The organism is Tritonibacter mobilis, assembly GCF_001681715.1.
GTDB classification, from domain to species: Bacteria; Pseudomonadota; Alphaproteobacteria; order Rhodobacterales; family Rhodobacteraceae; genus Epibacterium; species Epibacterium mobile.
Window position 1 is genome coordinate 51,827 of the sequence record NZ_LNWY01000012.1, and the last position, 17,515, is coordinate 69,341.

The window sequence follows — 17,515 nt, forward strand, 5'->3', positions numbered from 1 at the left end:
GGGCGTATCTATACGCGGCCTGCCAAGCCGTCACAGGATCAGCGCAGCGTTGCGTCGAAGGTTTCCCATGCCGACACCCAGCGCTCGCCGCCAAGCTCATCAAAGACAGGCTTTAGCTGGGCCTCATAGGGCTGCCACTGGTTTTGGGTCTCAGTGGAAAGTTCCTCCTGACCCAGCATGGTGGCGATATTGTCCACATCACACAGTGCATTTGGCTTCAGACATGCTGCGTTGAACTCCAGACCTGCATGCTCCAGCAGCAGACTGATTTCGCGCTCAGAGTTCTGCACCAGCGCCTCGTAGGACTGAAGACGCATGGTGTCGCCAAGTTTCGCGGCATAGTTGGTCGCGGAGGAATAGACAGTCCGCATCACCTGCGCGATCCATTCCGGACGTGACGCAAGCGCGTTTCCGTTCAGCACGTTAGACGCGATATTGGCGAGCGCCGTCTCCATCGGATGGCGCGACATAAAGACGAACTTCGCCTCCGGGAACAGGAACTGCGCCAGACCAAACTCCAGACACCCCAGCGGGTGTGCGTCAACAATGGTCTTGCCACCGGCAACCTGACCACCCAGAGCACGCTCCAGATAGTACTGGCGGAAGATGTCGATTTCTTCGGCACTCAGTTGCTCCAACCAATCCCAGTAGTTACAGGGACGACCGGTTTTTGCCAGATGCATACGGATGGCACCATGGGTGCGCGACAGAGCCGTGTTTTCCCCAACGCTAAAGACGCCCGGATGCTGCGCCATGATGCGGTCAACCAGACCGGTGCCCGCCATCGGCATACCGCCGACAAAGACCAGCTTTGGCAGAAGAGAGGCGTCCTCAGAGGCCGGGCGCGGCTCAAACATCTGTTCCTGTTCAGCGACCATTTCGTCAAAGATGGCCGGAGCGAAGGGACCAGCGACTTCTTGACGCGCGGATTGGAACAGGGTGAACGCAGCATCCACCTCGCCCGCGGAATGGGCAATTTGCGCCAGCGCATAATGGATCAGTGCGCGGTGCTTGCTGTCGAGGTTTTCACGCTCGGACAGAGAAATCATGCGCTGCGCGTAGAGGCTATCGACAGAGAATGTCTCAATCCCGTTGAGCGCAGTCAGCGCCGGAATAGAATTGGGATCGCGTTTCAGCACCTCTTCAAAGGCCTGTTCTGCGCCCAGCAGATCGCCCTTGGTCTGCAACATCAGTCCGAGTTTACCCCAGGCGGATGTATCATCAGGCGCGTTTTCGGTGATGTGGCGCATGACGTTGACAGCGTTGTCGTAATCACGCATCTCAAAAAAGCAATCGGCGGTGCGATCAAGCAGGCCAGCATCCAGCTCACCTGATTGAACAAAGGGCAGCATCACGCTGAGAGAGCGCGCATATTTGCCCGTGGCCATCAGACCGTCGACTGTTGCAAATGCCTCGGTCAAGGCATCAGGAGTGTGGCTGTTTTCTACCAGCATGTGTTGTTCGCCCTTCTGTAACGATGGGCCGAAATTGCTGGACAGAAGTGAATCCCCGGTAAAGCGCTTGGTTCGAAAATGTGTCTTTTTCTTGGAATTTAACGCCCAATTCGTTGATGAGAGGTGACCTACTCTTTCAGGAGCGCCTCATAGCGGGAATCAGTGAGCGTTTTTAGAAAGGCAACCAGCGCATCTATCCGTCGGTCATCCAACGCAGGCCCATGCGTCAGCTCTGTTTCGGAGAGTGTCTCTGCCACCGGAATATCGCCCCAAGGCGCGCCGGTTTCCGGGTTGATCTGCGCGCTCTCGGCTTTGCTGTTGTAGCGATTGTAAAACGCAACAACAGTGCGCAGATCCTGAAAGACCCCATTATGCATATAAGGACCGGTCACCGCCACATTGCGCAGGGTCGGCGTCTTGAACTTGCCGCGCTCCTTTGGATCATTCACCAAAGGATTATCGAGCAACCCGTTGTCGACCCAATCCGCAGCGACCCCGTTTTCGGATCGCCCAGCAAGGTTCGCAGGCACGCCGATATTGTGATAGCGGAAATCAGTGAAAGGCTCAGCCGGGTCCATCGCACTCCGGCGCAACTGGTGACATTGATTGCAGTTGGTGAACTGCTGCGAGAAGAACAACAGCCGTCCTAATTCTTCTTCTTTTGTCAGTTCCGCCGCGCCGCGAAGAAAACGGTCATATTTGCTGTCAAAGCTCTGAAAGGTCTCAGTGCTCTCGAAACGTGCAAGCGCTGCGGTGAGCGCCTCAAACCCTGCCTCTACATCCTTTGTAATGTCGACGTCATAGAGGGTTTGAAAGGCGGTGACATAATCTTCCTGCTCGGCCAGACGGGCCATCGCATCCGCCTCTGTTGCAAGCCCGAGTTCAATCGGGTTGAGGATCGGCCCTCCGGCTTGCGCCGCAAGGTCAGCGGCCCGCCCATCCCAGAACTGCCCACCGACCCATTCACCATCTGCGTTTTGATGGAATGCCGGCGACAGCATTGCATAGGCCGCAGTCGGCGCATGGCGCGCACCGAGCGACTGGCCGTCGTCCCCACGCGAAAACGCGCCCTCAGCGTCCCGGCGCGGATCAGCAAAACCCGCATTTGGATCATGACAGCTGGCACAGGATTGGGTGCGATTAAGTGAGAGGTCTGTTTCAAAAAACAGTGCCTCCCCCAACTCCTCGGCCGTCTTAAAGGGGGCCGCAGCCAAAGGAACAGCGCTCAGCAACAGGCACGTGGTTTGGGACAGAAGCTTGAACATCGTAGTCTCCGGGATCGCCTAGGCGGTCTAGCGCAGCTCCGGGCCAAATTCCAGATGTAGAAAGGACGCAGCCCTCAGAGAGCTGCGCCCTTTCTCACTCCCACAGTCCCACCCGCGGGTATTCTCACTCTCTGGTGCTCAGACCAGATAAACAATCAACACGGTCAGCAGGTTGATCGACGCAAATTGCAAAAGTTCAGGATTGGACTTTGCCCGCATGGCACCCAGAACCGCCGCCAACACAGCGGCTGCAAATCCGCCGAGCGCCAGCGCGCCGATCAGATCGCCAAAGAAGCCCGTGCCTGCGCCCCAAGGTGAGCCATCAAGCCCCATCCCTTTTAAGAGAAGTCCAAGCAGCGCTCCCAGCGCGACCCCAAGCAGAGACGGGCCAATGTCGCGGCCTGCATCATGACCGTGATGATCAAGAATTCTGTCGATCAGTTCAGGACGCGGTCTTGCGCCGGGTTCCCAACCCATGCGTGACACCTGACCTTCAAACGATTTCCCACTCACTGCACTTCCCTCCGTGTTGAGGAGAGATTTACGTCTGATTAAGGCAGATTAATGACCCGTTAACGAAGGTCGCGGGGCAAATGGTTAACGCGTCGTAACTTTTTGACTTCCAGCGCCCGAACTTCGGCAGAATCCCGCCAGCGTTTTGCGGTTGTTTGCCGATTAGCTGCCGAGAATTTTGCGCACGTAGTTTTGGGTTTCCTTGTAAGGCGGCACGCCTCCGTGGCGCGTCACAGCCTCCGGTCCCGCATTATATGCCGCCAGTGCAAGCCGCCATGAGCCGAACTTGCGATATTGTTGCGCGAGGTATTTGGCGCCGCCGCGCAGGTTCTCTGCGGGCACCAATGGGTCGACCCCCAGTATACGAGCGGTCTGCGGCATCAACTGGGCCAGTCCCAAGGCCCCTTTGTGCGACTGGGCGGCAGGGTTCCAATTGCTCTCTTGCTGCACCAAACGCAGGAAAAGATCCTCAGGAACACCATTTGCACGCGCCGCACTGCGGGCCACCTCAAGATACTCGCCACGATAACTGCCACGGTAAATGGGCAAGACATCGTCCTTGAGACTGTCTGGTTTCAGTCGTTCTGAGCCGCGATACTGGCTGGCGCCGCGGGTGTCCAAAAATTTGGTCTGTGCCGCAAATACTTTGCGCTTGGTATTGTTGTTGAACAGATCAGCGGCCACAGCAGGTGTGGCCAGAACCGTCACGATGAGGGCAGCAGTCGAAATACGTTGCATGTGATAAATCGAAAACTCGTCGGTTTAGCTGGCGACAATATAGCGGCCCGGTCCGTAAAATGAAAGGTAACAGCACCACCTTGCCGCTGTACGGCCCTGCCAACAGCGTAAATCTGGTGTTTGACCGTCAATCCCGCGCCTGATGCTCTTTCATCGCACGGTCAGGCTCGTTACTCTGCCCTGCAGACAATGGGCGGGATTCGACATGCCGCTCTGGCGATGCGCCGCAATCGCTCACGAATAGATAAGAAACAAAGGACAGGACCCACATGGCCGGATCCCTGAACAAAGTAATGCTCATCGGCAACCTTGGCCGCGATCCGGAAGTGCGTAGCTTCCAGAACGGCGGCAAGGTCTGCAACCTGCGGATCGCGACGTCGGAGACGTGGAAGGACCGTAACACCGGTGAGCGCCGTGAAAAAACCGAATGGCACTCTGTTGCGATCTTCAACGAAGGTCTGGTGCGTGTCGCAGAGCAATTTCTGCGCAAAGGGTCCAAGGTCTATATTGAAGGCCAACTGCAAACCCGCAAATGGCAGGACCAGAGCGGTCAGGACCGGTATTCTACCGAAGTCGTGCTGCAAGGCTTTGGCTCGACGCTCACCATGCTTGATGGTCGCGGCGAAGGTGGTGGCGGCGGTGGCTTTGGCGGTGGTCAAGGCGGCGGCGATTACGGTGGCGGCGGTGGCGGCTACGGTGGTGGTGGCAGCTACGGCGGCGGCGGTGGCGGCGGCAACCAAGGCGGTGGCTTTGGTGGCGGTGGCCCCTCGCAAAACATCGACGACGACGAAATCCCGTTCTGATCGTCAGGCACCTACGCCAAATAGATCAAGGGCCGACATGTGTCGGCCCTTTTTATTACCTGACATTCTGTTGCCTGAGGTTCTATCGCCAGCCTACAGCGAGCGTTTGAGCTTATCCGCGCATGCGTGCGCCGTCCGCATCAAACAGTGGCTCTGTAATCAGGCGAGCCGCATGTTTCTTGCCAAGGATTTCAATCTCAACCGTCAGCCCTTCGCGAGCGCGCTCCACCGGCACAAACCCAAGCGCAATAGATTTCTGCGCGAAGTGGCTGTAGCCGCCAGAGGTGCAGAACCCCACCACGTCGCCGTCCAGCCAGATCGGCTCATAAGCGACCACATCCGCATCATCTGCATCGACCTCAAAGGCACAAAGCTTGCGGCTGACACCTGCATCCCGCTCTGCTTCGGCTGCCGCGCGACCGATAAAATCAACCGGTTTCTTAAAGGAGATAAAGCGGTCCAGACCGGTCTCCGCAGCGGTGTAGTCCGGTGAAAACTCCGACAGCCAAGAGCCGAAGAACTTGTCGAGCCGCAGGGACATCATCGCGCGCATACCGAAGGGTTTCATGCCGTGGTTTTGCCCCTCCCCCCAGAGAGCGGCCCAGAGCGCGCGCTGACTGGGAAGGTCACAATAGATCTCGTAGCCAAGATCACCGGTGTAGCTCACCCGTTGAACCACGCACTCCACCATGCCCACGGTCAGGTGGCGCACATCCAGAAAACGCATGTCGGAGATATCGCTGCGTGTGCAGGCTTGCAGCACCTCGCGCGCCTTGGGGCCAGCGATCTGAAAGCCGTTCACCTGATCGGAGACATTGTCGACCGTCACACCCTCATCGAGGTTCTGCAAGAACCAACGCATGTGGTAGGCCTGCGCGCCATAGGACGCCGTAAGCTGGAAATCACCTTCGCCAAGGCAAGAGATGGTGAAATCCCCAATCAATCGCCCCTTCGGCGAGAGCATCGGCGTCAGGCTGAGGCGCCCCTTTTGCGGAACACGCCCCGCCATGATCCGATCAAGCCAAGCGCGGGCACCCGCGCCTTTGACACGGTATTTCCCGAAGTTGTGGATCTCATTGATGCCAACCGCCTCGCGCACCGCCTTTACTTCCCGCGCTGTGGCATCAAAAGCGTTGGAGCGGCGGAACGAGGGTGTCTCGTAACGCGCCTCGCCGTCAGCCGCGAAATAGTTCGGGATCTCCATGCCGTATTGGTGGCCCCAAACCGCGCCCATATCGTCAAAAATGTCGTACATCGGCGTTGTGCGGAAGGGACGCGCGGCTGGCAGTTCCTCGTTCGGATAAGCGATGGAAAACCGTTTCTGATAGTTCTCGATCACTTTGGGTCGGGTGTAGCCGGGCGTGATCCAATTGCCGTAACGTGCAACATCCATGGCAGCGGTGTCGCGTTCACATTCGCCAGTTGTCATCCATTGCGCCAGCATCAACCCGACGCCACCACCCTGAGAGAACCCCGCCATCACCGCACAAGCCGACCAGTAGTTGCGCACGCCCGGCACCGGTCCAACCAGCGGGTTGCCATCGGGTGCAAAGGTGAACGGTCCGTGGATCACTGATTTCACTCCCGCCTCAGCAAGCGCGGGGAAACGTTTATACGCAAAATCAATGCTGTCTTCGATCTTATCAAAGTCGTCGGGCAACAATTCATGGCCGAAATTCCAAGGCGTGCCATCTACGGCCCAAGGGCGACAAGGCTGCTCATAAAAGCCGATGCAAAGCCCGCGGCCCTCTTGCCGCAAATAGCTTTCGCCCGCCGGGTCCATGACATGGGGATGTTCGCCGCCGCCGGCGATGATCTCGGCAATCATCGGCACCTCGTCAGTGACGATATACTGGTGCTCCATCGGGTGCAGGGGGAAGTAAATTCCCGCCATCGCGCCAACTTCACGCGCCCAGAGGCCACCTGCATTGACGATATGTTCAGCGTGGATGGTGCCTTTTTCAGTCACCACATCCCATGTGCCGTCCGCGCGCTGGTTGGTCTCAATCACCTTGCAGTGGGTCTCAATAGTGGCTCCTCCCATGCGCGCCGCCTTGGCATATGCGTGGGTCGTGCCAGAGGGATCAAGGTGGCCATCAAGCGGATCGTAGAGCCCACCGATGATCCCGTCGATATTGGTAACAGGTGCGATTTTCTTTATTTCTTCGGGGCTTACGATCTCAGTTTCAAGCCCCATAAAACGGTGCTTGGCCCGCTCCGCCTTCAACATGTCAAAGCGTTCTTGATTGTCCGCCAGTGTCACACCGCCCACATGGTGCAGGCCACAGGACATGCCGGTAATCGCCTCCAGCTCTTTATAGAGCTTAATGGTGTAGCCCTGCAGCGCTGCCATATTGGTGTCGCCATTAAGCGTGTGAAAGCCCCCCGCGGCATGCCAGGTCGAGCCAGAGGTCAATTCCGATCGTTCGATCAGCATGACATCGGACCAGCCGAGTTTGGTTAGGTGGTAAAGAACGGAGCAGCCGACAACGCCGCCCCCGATAATGGCCACGCGGGTGGTGGTTTTCATGGGTCCGTCTCCCTGTCAGGATCGCATTTCCTTTCATTCTGGACACATGTGCCCATTAGTCCAGTCAAAAAACGACACTGCATGTCGCTCAGACATATCGCCCCTCCCGCCCGGCAGACCTATCCCTGTCGGGATAGCCGTTCCGGTTGGGCCAAGCGCCGCGCGCCCCGAAGGGGCGCGCGGCGCTGGTCGCTTCGGGCTTTACCCGAAGCGAAACACCTCTACAGAGATCGGTGCGAATTGCTTGTTAGCTGTTCAGGGGGCGGATTTTCAGACCGGTCACGCGATTGCCCTCTCGCGCCGTGACCTCGAAACGGAAGCCGTGGAAAGAGAACACTTGCCCCACGGTCGGGATCATCTGCGCCTCGTGAATAACAAGACCCGCCACCGTGTTCGCTTCAAGGTCTGGCAGGTTCCACTCCATCGCCCGGTTCAGGTCGCGTATGGTGGTGGCACCTTCAACAATGAAGTTGCCGTCCCCGGTCTTGCGCGCAAAACTCTGTTCCGCCGGGTCAAATTCATCCGTGATTTCGCCAACGATCTCTTCGAGGATATCCTCAAGCGTGATCAGACCCTGCAATGAGCCGTACTCATCCACCACCAGCGCAAAATGCGTCCGCATCCGCAAGAATTGGCGCATCTGATCATCAAGCGTGGTGGTCTCTGGAACGAAATAAGGGGGTTTGCACACCTCAGCGATCTGAAAATCGCGCAGCGCCGAGGCATCCCCATCGGGACCGCCGATTTTGGCATACATCTGACGCAACAGATCCTTAGCGTGCACAACACCGATAATGTTTTCCTGATCCTTGCGAAACAGCGGCAACCGTGTGTGCGAGGAGGTCAGACATTGCTCCAAAATGGCTTCGGGGTCTGCCTCGGCATCAATCATCTCAATCTTGGAGCGATGCAGCATGATCTCTTCGACGAAGCGGTCAGAGAGATCGAGCGCCCCCAGAATACGGTCGCGGTCTTCTTTCTCAACCACCCCTTCGGAGTGGCCGATCTGAAGCGCGCCGACAATTTCCTCACGCACTGCCATGATGTGGCTGTCCGGGTCGATCTGAACACCAAATATCCGCAGCACACCTCGCACAAAGAACCGCACAGCCCCCACGATGGGTGCCAGAATTTTTACAAGCGTCGCAATGATCGGCGCAACAGCGGCAGCTGCTTTCTCAGAGTTGGTGATAGCGTAGGTCTTGGGCAGAACCTCAGCGAAAATCAACACCAGAAGGGTCATGACCAATGTCGCCAGCGCCACGCCGCTTTCGCCAAATATCTTGGTAAACAGAGACGTGGCAAGCGACGCTGCGAGAATGTTCACGAGGTTATTGCCCAAGAGAACCGAGCCAATCAGTCTCTCATTGTCCTCGGTGACTTCCAACGCCACCTCGGCACCGCGCGATCCCTTGTCGGCCTGACTGCGCAGCTTGCCGCGCGAGGCCGCCGTCAGCGCGGTTTCTGACCCCGAAAAGAACCCGGAAAGCACCAGCAACAGAACAATGCCGCCGGCAGTGATCCAGAAGGAAGTGTCAAGTACGGTAGCAGCGCTGTCCATTATTGGGTCCTGATAAGCGTGGGATTTCTGTGGTTATGGGGTGCCAGGCGCTGTGGTTCAAGCGGCGCAGGCCTCTAATTCACTGGGAATCGTCGTCTTTTGTTGCAAGCGGATGATGCCGATGCACCAGTTCAGCCAGCCGCGCGTCCAGCACATGGGTGTAAATCTCGGTGGTGGCGATATCCGCATGCCCCAAAAGCGCTTGGATCGCCCGCAGATCTGCGCCGTTTTGCAACAGATGCGTGGCGAAGGCGTGGCGTAAAGTATGCGGCGTTACCTTTTCCGGTGAGACGCCTCCCGCGACCGCAAGTTCCTTGATCAGCAAGTAGAACCGGTGGCGGGTCAGATGGCCTTCCTTGCTGCGCGATGGAAACAGGAACCGAGAGGGCTTATGCCCCTGCCCTTCTCGCTTGTCTTCAACTGCGTCGCGCACCTCAATCCATGTGCTAAGCGCCATACGTGCAGGCGGTGACAGCGGCACCATCCGTTCCTTGCCGCCCTTGCCGAGGATCAACAGCATATTGGGATCACCGCGTGCTGCGGAGACGGGCAAGGAGACCAACTCGCTCACCCGCATGCCTGTGGCATAGAGCAGTTCCATCAGGCAGGTGTTTCGCAGCCTGTCGGCCTCGGTCCGGCCCACCGTGCGCGCGGCCCCAAGCAGCCTGTCGACCTCATTCTCATCAAGGGTCTTTGGCAGTGATTTCTCCCTCCCCGGCCCTTTGATCTGCAGTGCCGGGTTGTCTTGCCGCCACCCTTCTTCAAAAGCGAAACGATAGATCTGTTTGATCGCAGACAAGCGGCGGGCGCGCGTGGCGCGGCTAAGACCCTCGGCATCGCAAGAGATCAGGTAGGCCTCAATATCACTCTGCTGCATCTGCGCAAATGACGTGCCTTTATGTGCCATCCAAGCTGTGACATTGCGCAGGTCGCGCCCATAGGCGAGCAGCGTATTATGTGCCGCACCAAGTTCAGCGGCCTGCGCATCCAGAAAGGTCGAAATCCACTGCAGATCATCGTCAGGCGCGCGCATCTGTCAGCTTCCTCGCGGCAACAGCAACAGTTGCAGGGCAGCCCGGCGCGCGATGTCTTCAAGCCCCATCAGCCTGAACGCCGCAAGCGACAAGGCAGCCGCTTCCAGATTGCCATCCGCCCCGTGGCTGAAACTCTTCATGGTGACCAAAATGGCCTCTCCCAACCGTCCCTGATCCAACAACAGCTTTTGCGCGGCGGGCATTTCACTCTCTTGCGCAAACCCACGCACAATCGCCTTTTCCTGCGGGCTCGCCGCGAGATCCGATGCAGGCTCTCCCTTCGCAAGCGTGGCGAGGAAACGGCTCTGGCGGGTTTGATCCGGTGGCGTTGCGGCGGCGCTTTCATACTCTGACGACAACAGACGCAAGCGCCATGCAATCACGGCTGCTTTCCCATCAAGTTTGATCTTAGCCAAGCGCGGCGCAAAGAGATCGGCCATCGCCATCTCAAGCCCCGCAGCCTGCGCCGCAGACCAGAATGCAGGTAAGGTTTTCCGCACGGCTTCCGCGCTTTGGGTATTCAGCGCGGTATCAAATCGCTGCACCGCTTCGACGCGGTCCCAAATCCCACCAGAAGCAGCAGGTTTGCGGTCCGTAAACAGGCCAAGCAGTTGGTTTGGGTTCATCGCGCGACTGCGGGTCAGACGCTCTGCGCCCTCAAGCTGTGCTTTCCATCCCGCGATGTCACGCAGGTCCGCACTTGCAAAGGCACGGGGCAGCATTGTTGTGGGCATCGGCTCGCCAATCGCTTCGAACATGCGAAACTCCAGCGGCGTGGGGCTCGCTGGTAGCGGCAGTGGTGGCATCCCTTCGTAGATGTCGGGATTAAGGAAGCGATCCAGAATCGCCATATCCTGTTTGCCAATGAGGGACAGCGCATCGGCTGTCTCCAGCATCAGGGCTGCGGTCGGCCAATCTCCCCGGCGCGCGGCACAGAAAATGCGCGCGGAATAATCCTGCATCAAATAAGGATCAGCCGTAAGTGCCGCGCAGCTGCGCTCTTCATCGCCATTTAGCAGTGTCGCATCAAACCACCGATCAAACCGCGCGGGGCTTTGGGTGGGCCCGGCCTCTTGTACCAAGGCCTGCACGGGTTCCGTCGCTCCCAATTCACGCAGCCGGTCCAGCCGCGCCAGCAAGATCTGGTCATCATCGCGAAACGGCGGCCGCGCTTCCGTAAGCAACAGCGTCATCAGCAGGGACTGCATCGCGGGCAGGTCATAGACCGGAACATCCCGGATAAGAGCGGCCAATTGATCCGCAGGACTGCCCTGCCAGAGGGTGATCGGCAGTCCCGTTCTGGCCTCAGGCACCAACCCCACCGGCGGCAACAATCGCTCCAGCGGGGTTACGGTGATATCGGGGCCATGCGCGCTCTGCGCCACGGGCGGCTCTTGCAAGAGTGTCGGCGGAATATTGGCAACCGGAGGAGCGGTATTCAGCCAATCAATCGCAGCCAGCGGTTCTCGCGCCAGCGCAGATGTCGCCGTCAGCAGAAATGCGCCAAGAGCCAGCGAGACGGTCTTAGTCGGCATTGAGCACCACAGGCTTGCGCACCTCCTCGGAGGGTGCTGAGAAATCCGCACCGAACCAAGGCCCTACGTAGGCATATGCAATCAACGCGATTGCCGCCAATAGGATGAGGATAGCCAAGTATTTTATTAAACGTGCCATGGGGGTCCCGGAGCCTGCTTCTTTGTGTGTTTTGAGAGTTTTATATATGGCCTTTTTGCCAATATCACGTCATTCACAGAAGAATGAGCGAAAATCACCAAATCACCGATGCGACGGCAGAAAGTTGCGCGCCGGGAAAATTGAAGAAGACCATTGTGCTGGTGGGGATGATGGGTGCCGGGAAAACCGCCGTAGGGCGGGCTTTGGCTGCGCGGCTGGATGTTCCGTTTCTCGACAGCGATCACGAGATCGAAGCCGCCGCCAATATGTCGATCCCCGAGATATTCGCCCGCGATGGTGAGCCGTTTTTTCGCGAAAAGGAACATCAGGTCATCACCCGTCTTCTGAAAGAGGAGTGCGGTGTCCTGTCGACCGGTGGCGGTGCCTTTCTGGCGGAGCGAAACCGAACAGTGATGTCAGAAGCTGGTGTGTCCGTCTGTCTGCAAGCTGACCTTGATGTGCTGTGGAAGCGCGTCAAAGGTCGCGACACACGTCCGCTGCTCCGGTCCCCCGATCCATACAAATCGCTCTCGGATCTTTATCACGCGCGGGTGCCGATCTATGCGCAGGCGGACCTCAAGGTGATCTCCGACGGGCAAGTTTCGATCGACAATATGGTGGACCGGGTGCTCGAGGCACTGCGCGCCCGTCCCGATGTACTGGAGTTTAACTGATGGAACAGATCGTTCATGTCCCTCTTGGTGCGCGCGCCTATGACGTGGTGATCGGACCGGATCTGGTGGCCGAAGCCGGCAAGCGGATTGCGCCCTTTGTGAGCCGCAAAAAAGTAGCGGTGCTGACGGATGAAACCGTGGCCGCACTCCATCTTGAGGCTTTGCGCGCAGGGCTTGCCGCCGAAGGCATCGAAATGGAAGCGCTCGCCCTGCCCGCGGGCGAAGCCACCAAAGGCTGGCCGCAATTTACGCGCGCGGTTGAGTGGTTGTTGGAAAAACGGGTTGAGCGCGGCGATATTGTCATCGCCTTTGGTGGCGGCGTCATCGGTGATCTTGCAGGGTTTGCGGCATCTGTCCTGCGCCGGGGTGTGCGTTTTGTGCAGATCCCTACATCGTTGCTGGCGCAGGTCGACAGCTCCGTCGGTGGCAAAACCGGCATTAACGCCCCGCAAGGTAAAAACCTGATTGGTGCGTTTCATCAGCCCACCTTGGTGCTTGCAGATACTGCGATCCTCGGCACGCTCACGGAGCGTGACTTTCTCGCAGGTTACGGCGAGGTGGTGAAATACGGGTTGCTGGGAGATGCCGCGTTTTTTGACTGGCTAGAGGTCAACGCGCCCGCCATGGCGGCGGGCGACATGGCGCTGCGGGTCGAAGCGGTGGCGCGATCCGTCCAGATGAAAGCCGACATCGTGGCCCGTGACGAAACCGAGCAAGGCGACCGGGCGCTGCTGAACCTCGGGCATACCTTCTGCCACGCGCTCGAAGCGGCAACCGGGTATAGCGACCGCCTGTTACATGGCGAGGGCGTAGCCATCGGCTGCGCATTGGCGTTTGAGCTTTCGGCTCGTCTCGGGCTGTGCAGCCAAGAAGACCCCAGCCGTGTACGTGCGCACCTCAAAGCCATGGGGATGAAAACCGATCTGGCCGATATCCCTGGCGATCTGCCCCCGGCCGAAGAATTGCTCCGACTGATGGGGCAGGACAAGAAAGTGGTTGACGGCCAGCTGCGCTTTATCCTCGCGCGCGGCATTGGTGAGGCTTTTGTGACCGCCGATGTGCCACAGGATAAGGTGCTGGAGGTCCTGCAAGAGGCGCTGGCCCAGAGTCAACCCGCTTAGGTCTCACTATCCATTGAGTGTCAGGACGCCTTGCGGATAGGGTTACCGTCAGAACAAGGTCGCCCATGACACTCAACCCCACATCTGATGATGCAAATCTTGTGATCTTGCTGCTTGCTGCGGGTGCTTCGACACGTATGCGGGGGGGCGATAAGCTGATGGAACCCGTCTCAGGTCAGCCGCTCATTGCGCATTTGGCGCAGCAAGCACGGGCAACCGGGTTTTCTCTTTTTGTGACTCTACCCGACCTGGATCATCCGCGCGCAGGTGCCCTTCACGGGGCAAAACTGATCCCAGTCCCCGACGCAGACCAGGGCATGAGCGCGTCAATCCGCGCGGGGATCGCAAATCTTCCTGATCGGACGGCGGGTGTTATGATCCTGCCCGCAGACATGCCGGAGATCACCACCGCAGATTTTCGAACGCTCGCGGATCAGTTTGATGGACCGGACGGCACGATCCTGCGCGCGAGCAGTGTGGACGATCACGGCCAGCCTCACCCCGGTCATCCGGTCCTGTTTCCACGGCGCTGTTTTCACGCACTCAAAACCCTGACAGGCGACAACGGTGCCAAGGCGCTTTTGAGGGGAGAATCAGTGAGGCACATCCCCCTGCCCGACCGCCACGCGCTGACGGATCTGGATACGCCCGAGGATTGGGCGGCGTGGCGCGCGGACCAAAATCGCTAGCGCCACGATGCAAAACTAGTGCAGCAACATCCGCGCTTCGCGTTCTTTCAGCTCACGGCGCGCAGAGGGATAGGCTTTTTGCCCCTCCTGTGTGCGAAGCTCTGGGAAGAGTTCGAAAATCTCGTTGCGCTGCGCGTTGTCCAACCCACGCAGCGATTGGTCTACCGGCTGGAAACTCTCGGTCCACGCACCATCAGACAGCACCACCTCGTGTTGATTGAACATGAAGTGGATATAGGTCACCGCCGTGGTCACAATCGCATCGATCCCAGTCAGGCCGGTCAGATGTTTCGCCGCCACCAAAACCTCACGATCCTCAAAATAGAGCGCGGTTTTGTCGTTGGCGACCAACACACGGTGGTTGGGACTGACCATCATATCGCGCTCTGGGAGACCGTTGCCCAAGGCCCCCTGACGGATCAGGATTGGCTGCAGATGCGCCGCATGTGACAGATCTTCTTGCCCCATAGCGTTGTGGCCAAACCAGCGGATTTCCTGAATGCCATTGTCGCGGGTAATAACCCGATCCCCAACCCGCAGGTTTTCCACAAGGCGTTCGCCACGCGGCGTTGCAATAAGTGTGCCGGGGGTAAAGCAGGGAGTGACCCGTTCGCAGCCCTGAGCCGAATTATGCCCCCCAGACGACGGCCTTTTCGGCCCGTTGTCGTGTGATTTGGCCATGCTGCGGTCTCCTTCACTGTCGTTAGGTCGGGGTTTGCCCCCGTTCCCCCTCGCCCGCCATCATTCATGGCTGTGGCAAGGTTCCAAAGACATACCGGAGCTGACGCAGTGCACCTAGCCGAAACGCCAGTGCCCGCCCTCCACAAGCATAGAGCAGCCACGAATTAGGTGAGTGTACTTCTCTTCCATTGTTTCCGTAAAACCACCGCTTTGCGGCATTGATCTCGGCTGATCCACTAAATTTGGCTAAAATTTGCGCCTAATTCGCGCAAAGCGACAATGAGTGCGCCCGTGACAGATCATTTGTTTCCGGTTCCGAAACTTGCGCCGAACCGGCATCGGTATCTGATGCATTCAACGCATGCTCAATTCGATAAAATCGATTGTTGCCCGGTGTGCTGGAAATCTCGCACCATGCCCGATTCTGTTTCTTACCCATACGAAAAACACGCCCGAATCATCGCATCTTTGTGATCCGCGCGTCGAGGGCATCACATTTGACGGTGAAAACCAGCGCGGTTCAGGATCACTCGCCTGTCCAGTCCGGCATCGGAGATTTTGAGATAAACGCCCCGATCCCTGCCTCGGCATCGCGCGCCATCATGTTTTCGGCCATGGCCCGCCCTGCGTAGGCATAGGCCTCCGACAAAGACATCTGTGCTTGCTCATAAAACGCCGTTTTCCCGATCTTGATCGCTGCCAGAGATTTATCGGCGATGCGGCGGGCCAGATCCATGGTTTCTCGGCTGAGGTCTGCCAGTGGTACAACCCGATTGACGAGCCCCAACTCAGCCGCCCGCTGCGCGGAGATAAACTCTCCAAGCAACAGCATTTCCATAGCATGTTTACGAGACAGGTTGCGGGTGAGCGCGACCATTGGCGTAGAACAGAACAAGCCAATGGTGACACCGGATGTTGCAAAACGGGCATCTTCAGCGGCGACCGCCAGATCACAGGTTGCAACCAGTTGGCAGCCCGCTGCGGTTGCGATGCCTGAAACTTCGGCAATCACTGGCTGCGGCAGCTCCACAATGGTCTGCATCATCCGCGAGCACGTGGCAAACAGCGCCTGAAAATAGTCAAAGCCACCATCGCCCTGCTCACGCGCCGCAGTCATTTCCTTGAGGTTATGACCGGCGCAAAAGTGATCCCCCGCCCCGGAGAGGATCACCACACGCACACTGCGGTCCTTGGCGATGTCATCAAGCATCGATTGCAGCGCCAGCAGCATCGCCTCGGAAAGGGCATTGATACTACGCGGCTGATTGAGCGTCAGGCGCGCAACACCTGCGTCATCCTGCCGGGTGATCAATTGATTATCCTCTGACATGGCACTCCTCCCTATCGCCGGGTGGAGCCTAGAACAGGCAACTGCCGCCGCCAAGAGACAGGGTTAACGCAGGCCAAGCTCCGATATGACCTCATCGCGCATCTGCTGACCGGTGGCGACCGTCAGATACCCTTGGGTGAGTTCAGGCGCATAATCACGACCATCAGAGAGTTGCGCATGCCCCCCCGCTTCCAACGCGGCCAACACGCCTGCAGCATGATCCCAGCAGTTCAGCCCTTCGGTCTGAACGAAATCCACATGCCCTTGCGCCATCATTCGGTATTCATGGCAAGAACAGAACAAGGATGTCACGCGCTTTGCCTGCGCCATCCCTTGGACCACTGCCAGTTGTTCGTCTTTGGCAAACATGAAGTGCGGTACAAATCCATTCGCCTCGCTAAAGGCGCGCTGGGGTGCAACGTGCAGACGGCGCGGATCAAGGCCGGGAGACGCCATCCACGCGCCGCCCCCTAAGCTGGCCTGAACCCAGTCATCATTCACCGGGTCATAAAGGAGGCCAAAAACGGTTTTACCGCGCACCGTCACTGCAAGAATGACGCCAAAGGTGGAAAGCCCATGCGCATAGTTCCAAGTGCCATCAATCGGGTCGACGATCACAGCAACCTCAGCGTCTGCGACCTGATCCAGAATGGCAGGATCTGCTGACACCGCTTCTTCGCCAATAACAACCGCGCCCGGAAGAATTGTCTGCAACGCGCGGGTTACATGTTCTTCTGCGGCGACATCGGCAACGGTCACCAAATCGATTGACGACGATTTCGCGGTGATCGCCCCAGCAGACAGATTGCGAAAGCGCGGCATGATCTCGATGCGCGCAGCATCTCTGACCATGGAAATAAGAGCGTTTTCAATGTCGTGATCCAACCGCATGCGACCTGTGCCTTCTGTAGGTGTCGATGCAATGGTCCTAGCGCCTCACGCAGAGAAGTTCACGCCCAAGAATGCGGACTTCTATGAAGTTTTGACGACACTTCAGCCAAGAGGCGTGCATCAAAATCCAATTTCTCAAGGTGGACTTATGCCACCACAGCGCAACGCGCCAAGGCTAAGGCAACTAGCCTGATCACACGATCAAACTCACGACACAGTCATTTTGGGGTTATGGCGGAGAGACAGGGATTCGAACCCTGGAGACGGTTTCCCGCCTACACACTTTCCAGGCGTGCGCCTTCGACCACTCGGCCACCTCTCCGTGGAGGCGACTTTTGATGCATTACGGAGGGGATTGCAATAGGCTTTCTAAGAAAAAGTTCAGTTTTTTTCCAATCCATCCATTTCACCCTAAGTATTTGTGAAGATGGAGTTAATTATCTGGTTTCCGGAGTAGTTCGCGCAGCGAAGTTTGCGGCTCCCCGCTCCGCTTCAGATAAAAAAACGCCGCTGCAGGAGATCCCGGCAGCGGCGTTATTTTGCGCATCGGTTCTGTG

The 17,515-nt window shown here is 58.0% G+C and carries 15 protein-coding genes and 1 tRNA gene; 4 read left to right on the plus strand and 12 right to left on the minus strand.

Annotated features, from left to right (window positions below; all coding sequences use genetic code 11):
- Positions 1-38: 38 nt before the first annotated feature.
- The 4 genes from UB90_RS11480 to UB90_RS11495 form a co-directional block, all read right to left on the minus strand.
- Positions 39-1,454, minus strand: coding sequence for a tetratricopeptide repeat-containing sulfotransferase family protein (locus UB90_RS11480; RefSeq protein WP_065331971.1), 1,416 nt, complete (start codon positions 1,452-1,454; stop codon positions 39-41).
- 128 nt (positions 1,455-1,582) lie between these two features.
- The gene (locus UB90_RS11485) at positions 1,583-2,719 is read right to left on the minus strand and encodes a cytochrome-c peroxidase (RefSeq protein ID WP_065325878.1); all 1,137 of its coding nucleotides are present in this window, start codon (positions 2,717-2,719) and stop codon (positions 1,583-1,585) included.
- Between the two features lie 138 nt (positions 2,720-2,857).
- Positions 2,858-3,196, minus strand: coding sequence for a hypothetical protein (locus UB90_RS11490; protein WP_065325879.1), 339 nt, complete (start codon positions 3,194-3,196; stop codon positions 2,858-2,860).
- A gap of 198 nt (positions 3,197-3,394) precedes the next feature.
- Positions 3,395-3,970: a lytic transglycosylase domain-containing protein gene (locus tag UB90_RS11495; protein ID WP_005617923.1), complete on the minus strand. Its 576-nt coding sequence runs from the start codon at positions 3,968-3,970 to the stop codon at positions 3,395-3,397.
- 269 nt (positions 3,971-4,239) lie between these two features.
- Here UB90_RS11495 and ssb point away from each other — a divergent pair, with 269 nt between their 5' ends.
- Positions 4,240-4,773: a single-stranded DNA-binding protein gene (gene ssb / locus UB90_RS11500; protein WP_009176836.1), complete on the plus strand. Its 534-nt coding sequence runs from the start codon at positions 4,240-4,242 to the stop codon at positions 4,771-4,773.
- Positions 4,774-4,885: 112 nt separating this feature from the next.
- On the opposite strand, the gene UB90_RS11505 is transcribed toward ssb, so the two are convergent.
- The 4 genes from UB90_RS11505 to UB90_RS11520 all read right to left on the minus strand — a co-directional run bounded on the left by UB90_RS11505 (position 4,886) and on the right by UB90_RS11520 (position 11,433).
- Entirely contained in the window at positions 4,886-7,303 is a 2,418-nt protein-coding gene (locus tag UB90_RS11505) for a GcvT family protein (RefSeq protein WP_065325880.1), read from the minus strand.
- A gap of 247 nt (positions 7,304-7,550) precedes the next feature.
- Positions 7,551-8,864, minus strand: coding sequence for an HlyC/CorC family transporter (locus UB90_RS11510; RefSeq protein WP_005638837.1), 1,314 nt, complete (start codon positions 8,862-8,864; stop codon positions 7,551-7,553).
- A 79-nt stretch (positions 8,865-8,943) separates the two neighbouring features.
- Positions 8,944-9,897 (minus strand): site-specific tyrosine recombinase XerD, encoded by a 954-nt coding sequence (locus tag UB90_RS11515; protein WP_065325881.1) that lies wholly within the window; start codon positions 9,895-9,897, stop codon positions 8,944-8,946.
- A gap of 3 nt (positions 9,898-9,900) precedes the next feature.
- Entirely contained in the window at positions 9,901-11,433 is a 1,533-nt protein-coding gene (locus UB90_RS11520) for a hypothetical protein (protein WP_065331972.1), read from the minus strand.
- Positions 11,434-11,655: 222 nt separating this feature from the next.
- Here UB90_RS11520 and UB90_RS11525 point away from each other — a divergent pair, with 222 nt between their 5' ends.
- The 3 genes from UB90_RS11525 to UB90_RS11535 all read left to right on the plus strand — a co-directional run bounded on the left by UB90_RS11525 (position 11,656) and on the right by UB90_RS11535 (position 14,056).
- Positions 11,656-12,246 carry a shikimate kinase gene (locus UB90_RS11525; RefSeq protein WP_009177015.1) on the plus strand — a complete coding sequence of 197 codons (591 nt, stop codon included), beginning with the start codon at positions 11,656-11,658 and terminating at the stop codon, positions 12,244-12,246.
- A complete protein-coding gene (gene aroB, locus UB90_RS11530) occupies positions 12,246-13,367 on the plus strand; it encodes a 3-dehydroquinate synthase (RefSeq protein ID WP_065325883.1) in 1,122 nt (373 codons plus the stop codon). The genes UB90_RS11525 and aroB overlap by 1 nt, the downstream gene beginning before the upstream one ends.
- Before the next feature lie 65 nt (positions 13,368-13,432).
- Positions 13,433-14,056 carry a nucleotidyltransferase family protein gene (locus tag UB90_RS11535; RefSeq protein WP_065325884.1) on the plus strand — a complete coding sequence of 208 codons (624 nt, stop codon included), beginning with the start codon at positions 13,433-13,435 and terminating at the stop codon, positions 14,054-14,056.
- Between the two features lie 15 nt (positions 14,057-14,071).
- On the opposite strand, the gene UB90_RS11540 is transcribed toward UB90_RS11535, so the two are convergent.
- From UB90_RS11540 to UB90_RS11555, 4 genes are all read right to left on the minus strand, one after another.
- The gene (locus UB90_RS11540; RefSeq protein WP_065325885.1) at positions 14,072-14,737 is read right to left on the minus strand and encodes a Hint domain-containing protein; all 666 of its coding nucleotides are present in this window, start codon (positions 14,735-14,737) and stop codon (positions 14,072-14,074) included.
- A gap of 526 nt (positions 14,738-15,263) precedes the next feature.
- Positions 15,264-16,067 carry an enoyl-CoA hydratase gene (locus tag UB90_RS11545; protein ID WP_065325886.1) on the minus strand — a complete coding sequence of 268 codons (804 nt, stop codon included), beginning with the start codon at positions 16,065-16,067 and terminating at the stop codon, positions 15,264-15,266.
- Positions 16,068-16,130: 63 nt separating this feature from the next.
- Complete coding sequence (locus UB90_RS11550) at positions 16,131-16,958, minus strand: inositol monophosphatase family protein (protein WP_065325887.1); 828 nt, start codon at positions 16,956-16,958, stop codon at positions 16,131-16,133.
- Between the two features lie 232 nt (positions 16,959-17,190).
- Positions 17,191-17,280, minus strand: a tRNA-Ser gene (locus tag UB90_RS11555).
- Between the last annotated feature and the right edge of the window lie 235 nt (positions 17,281-17,515).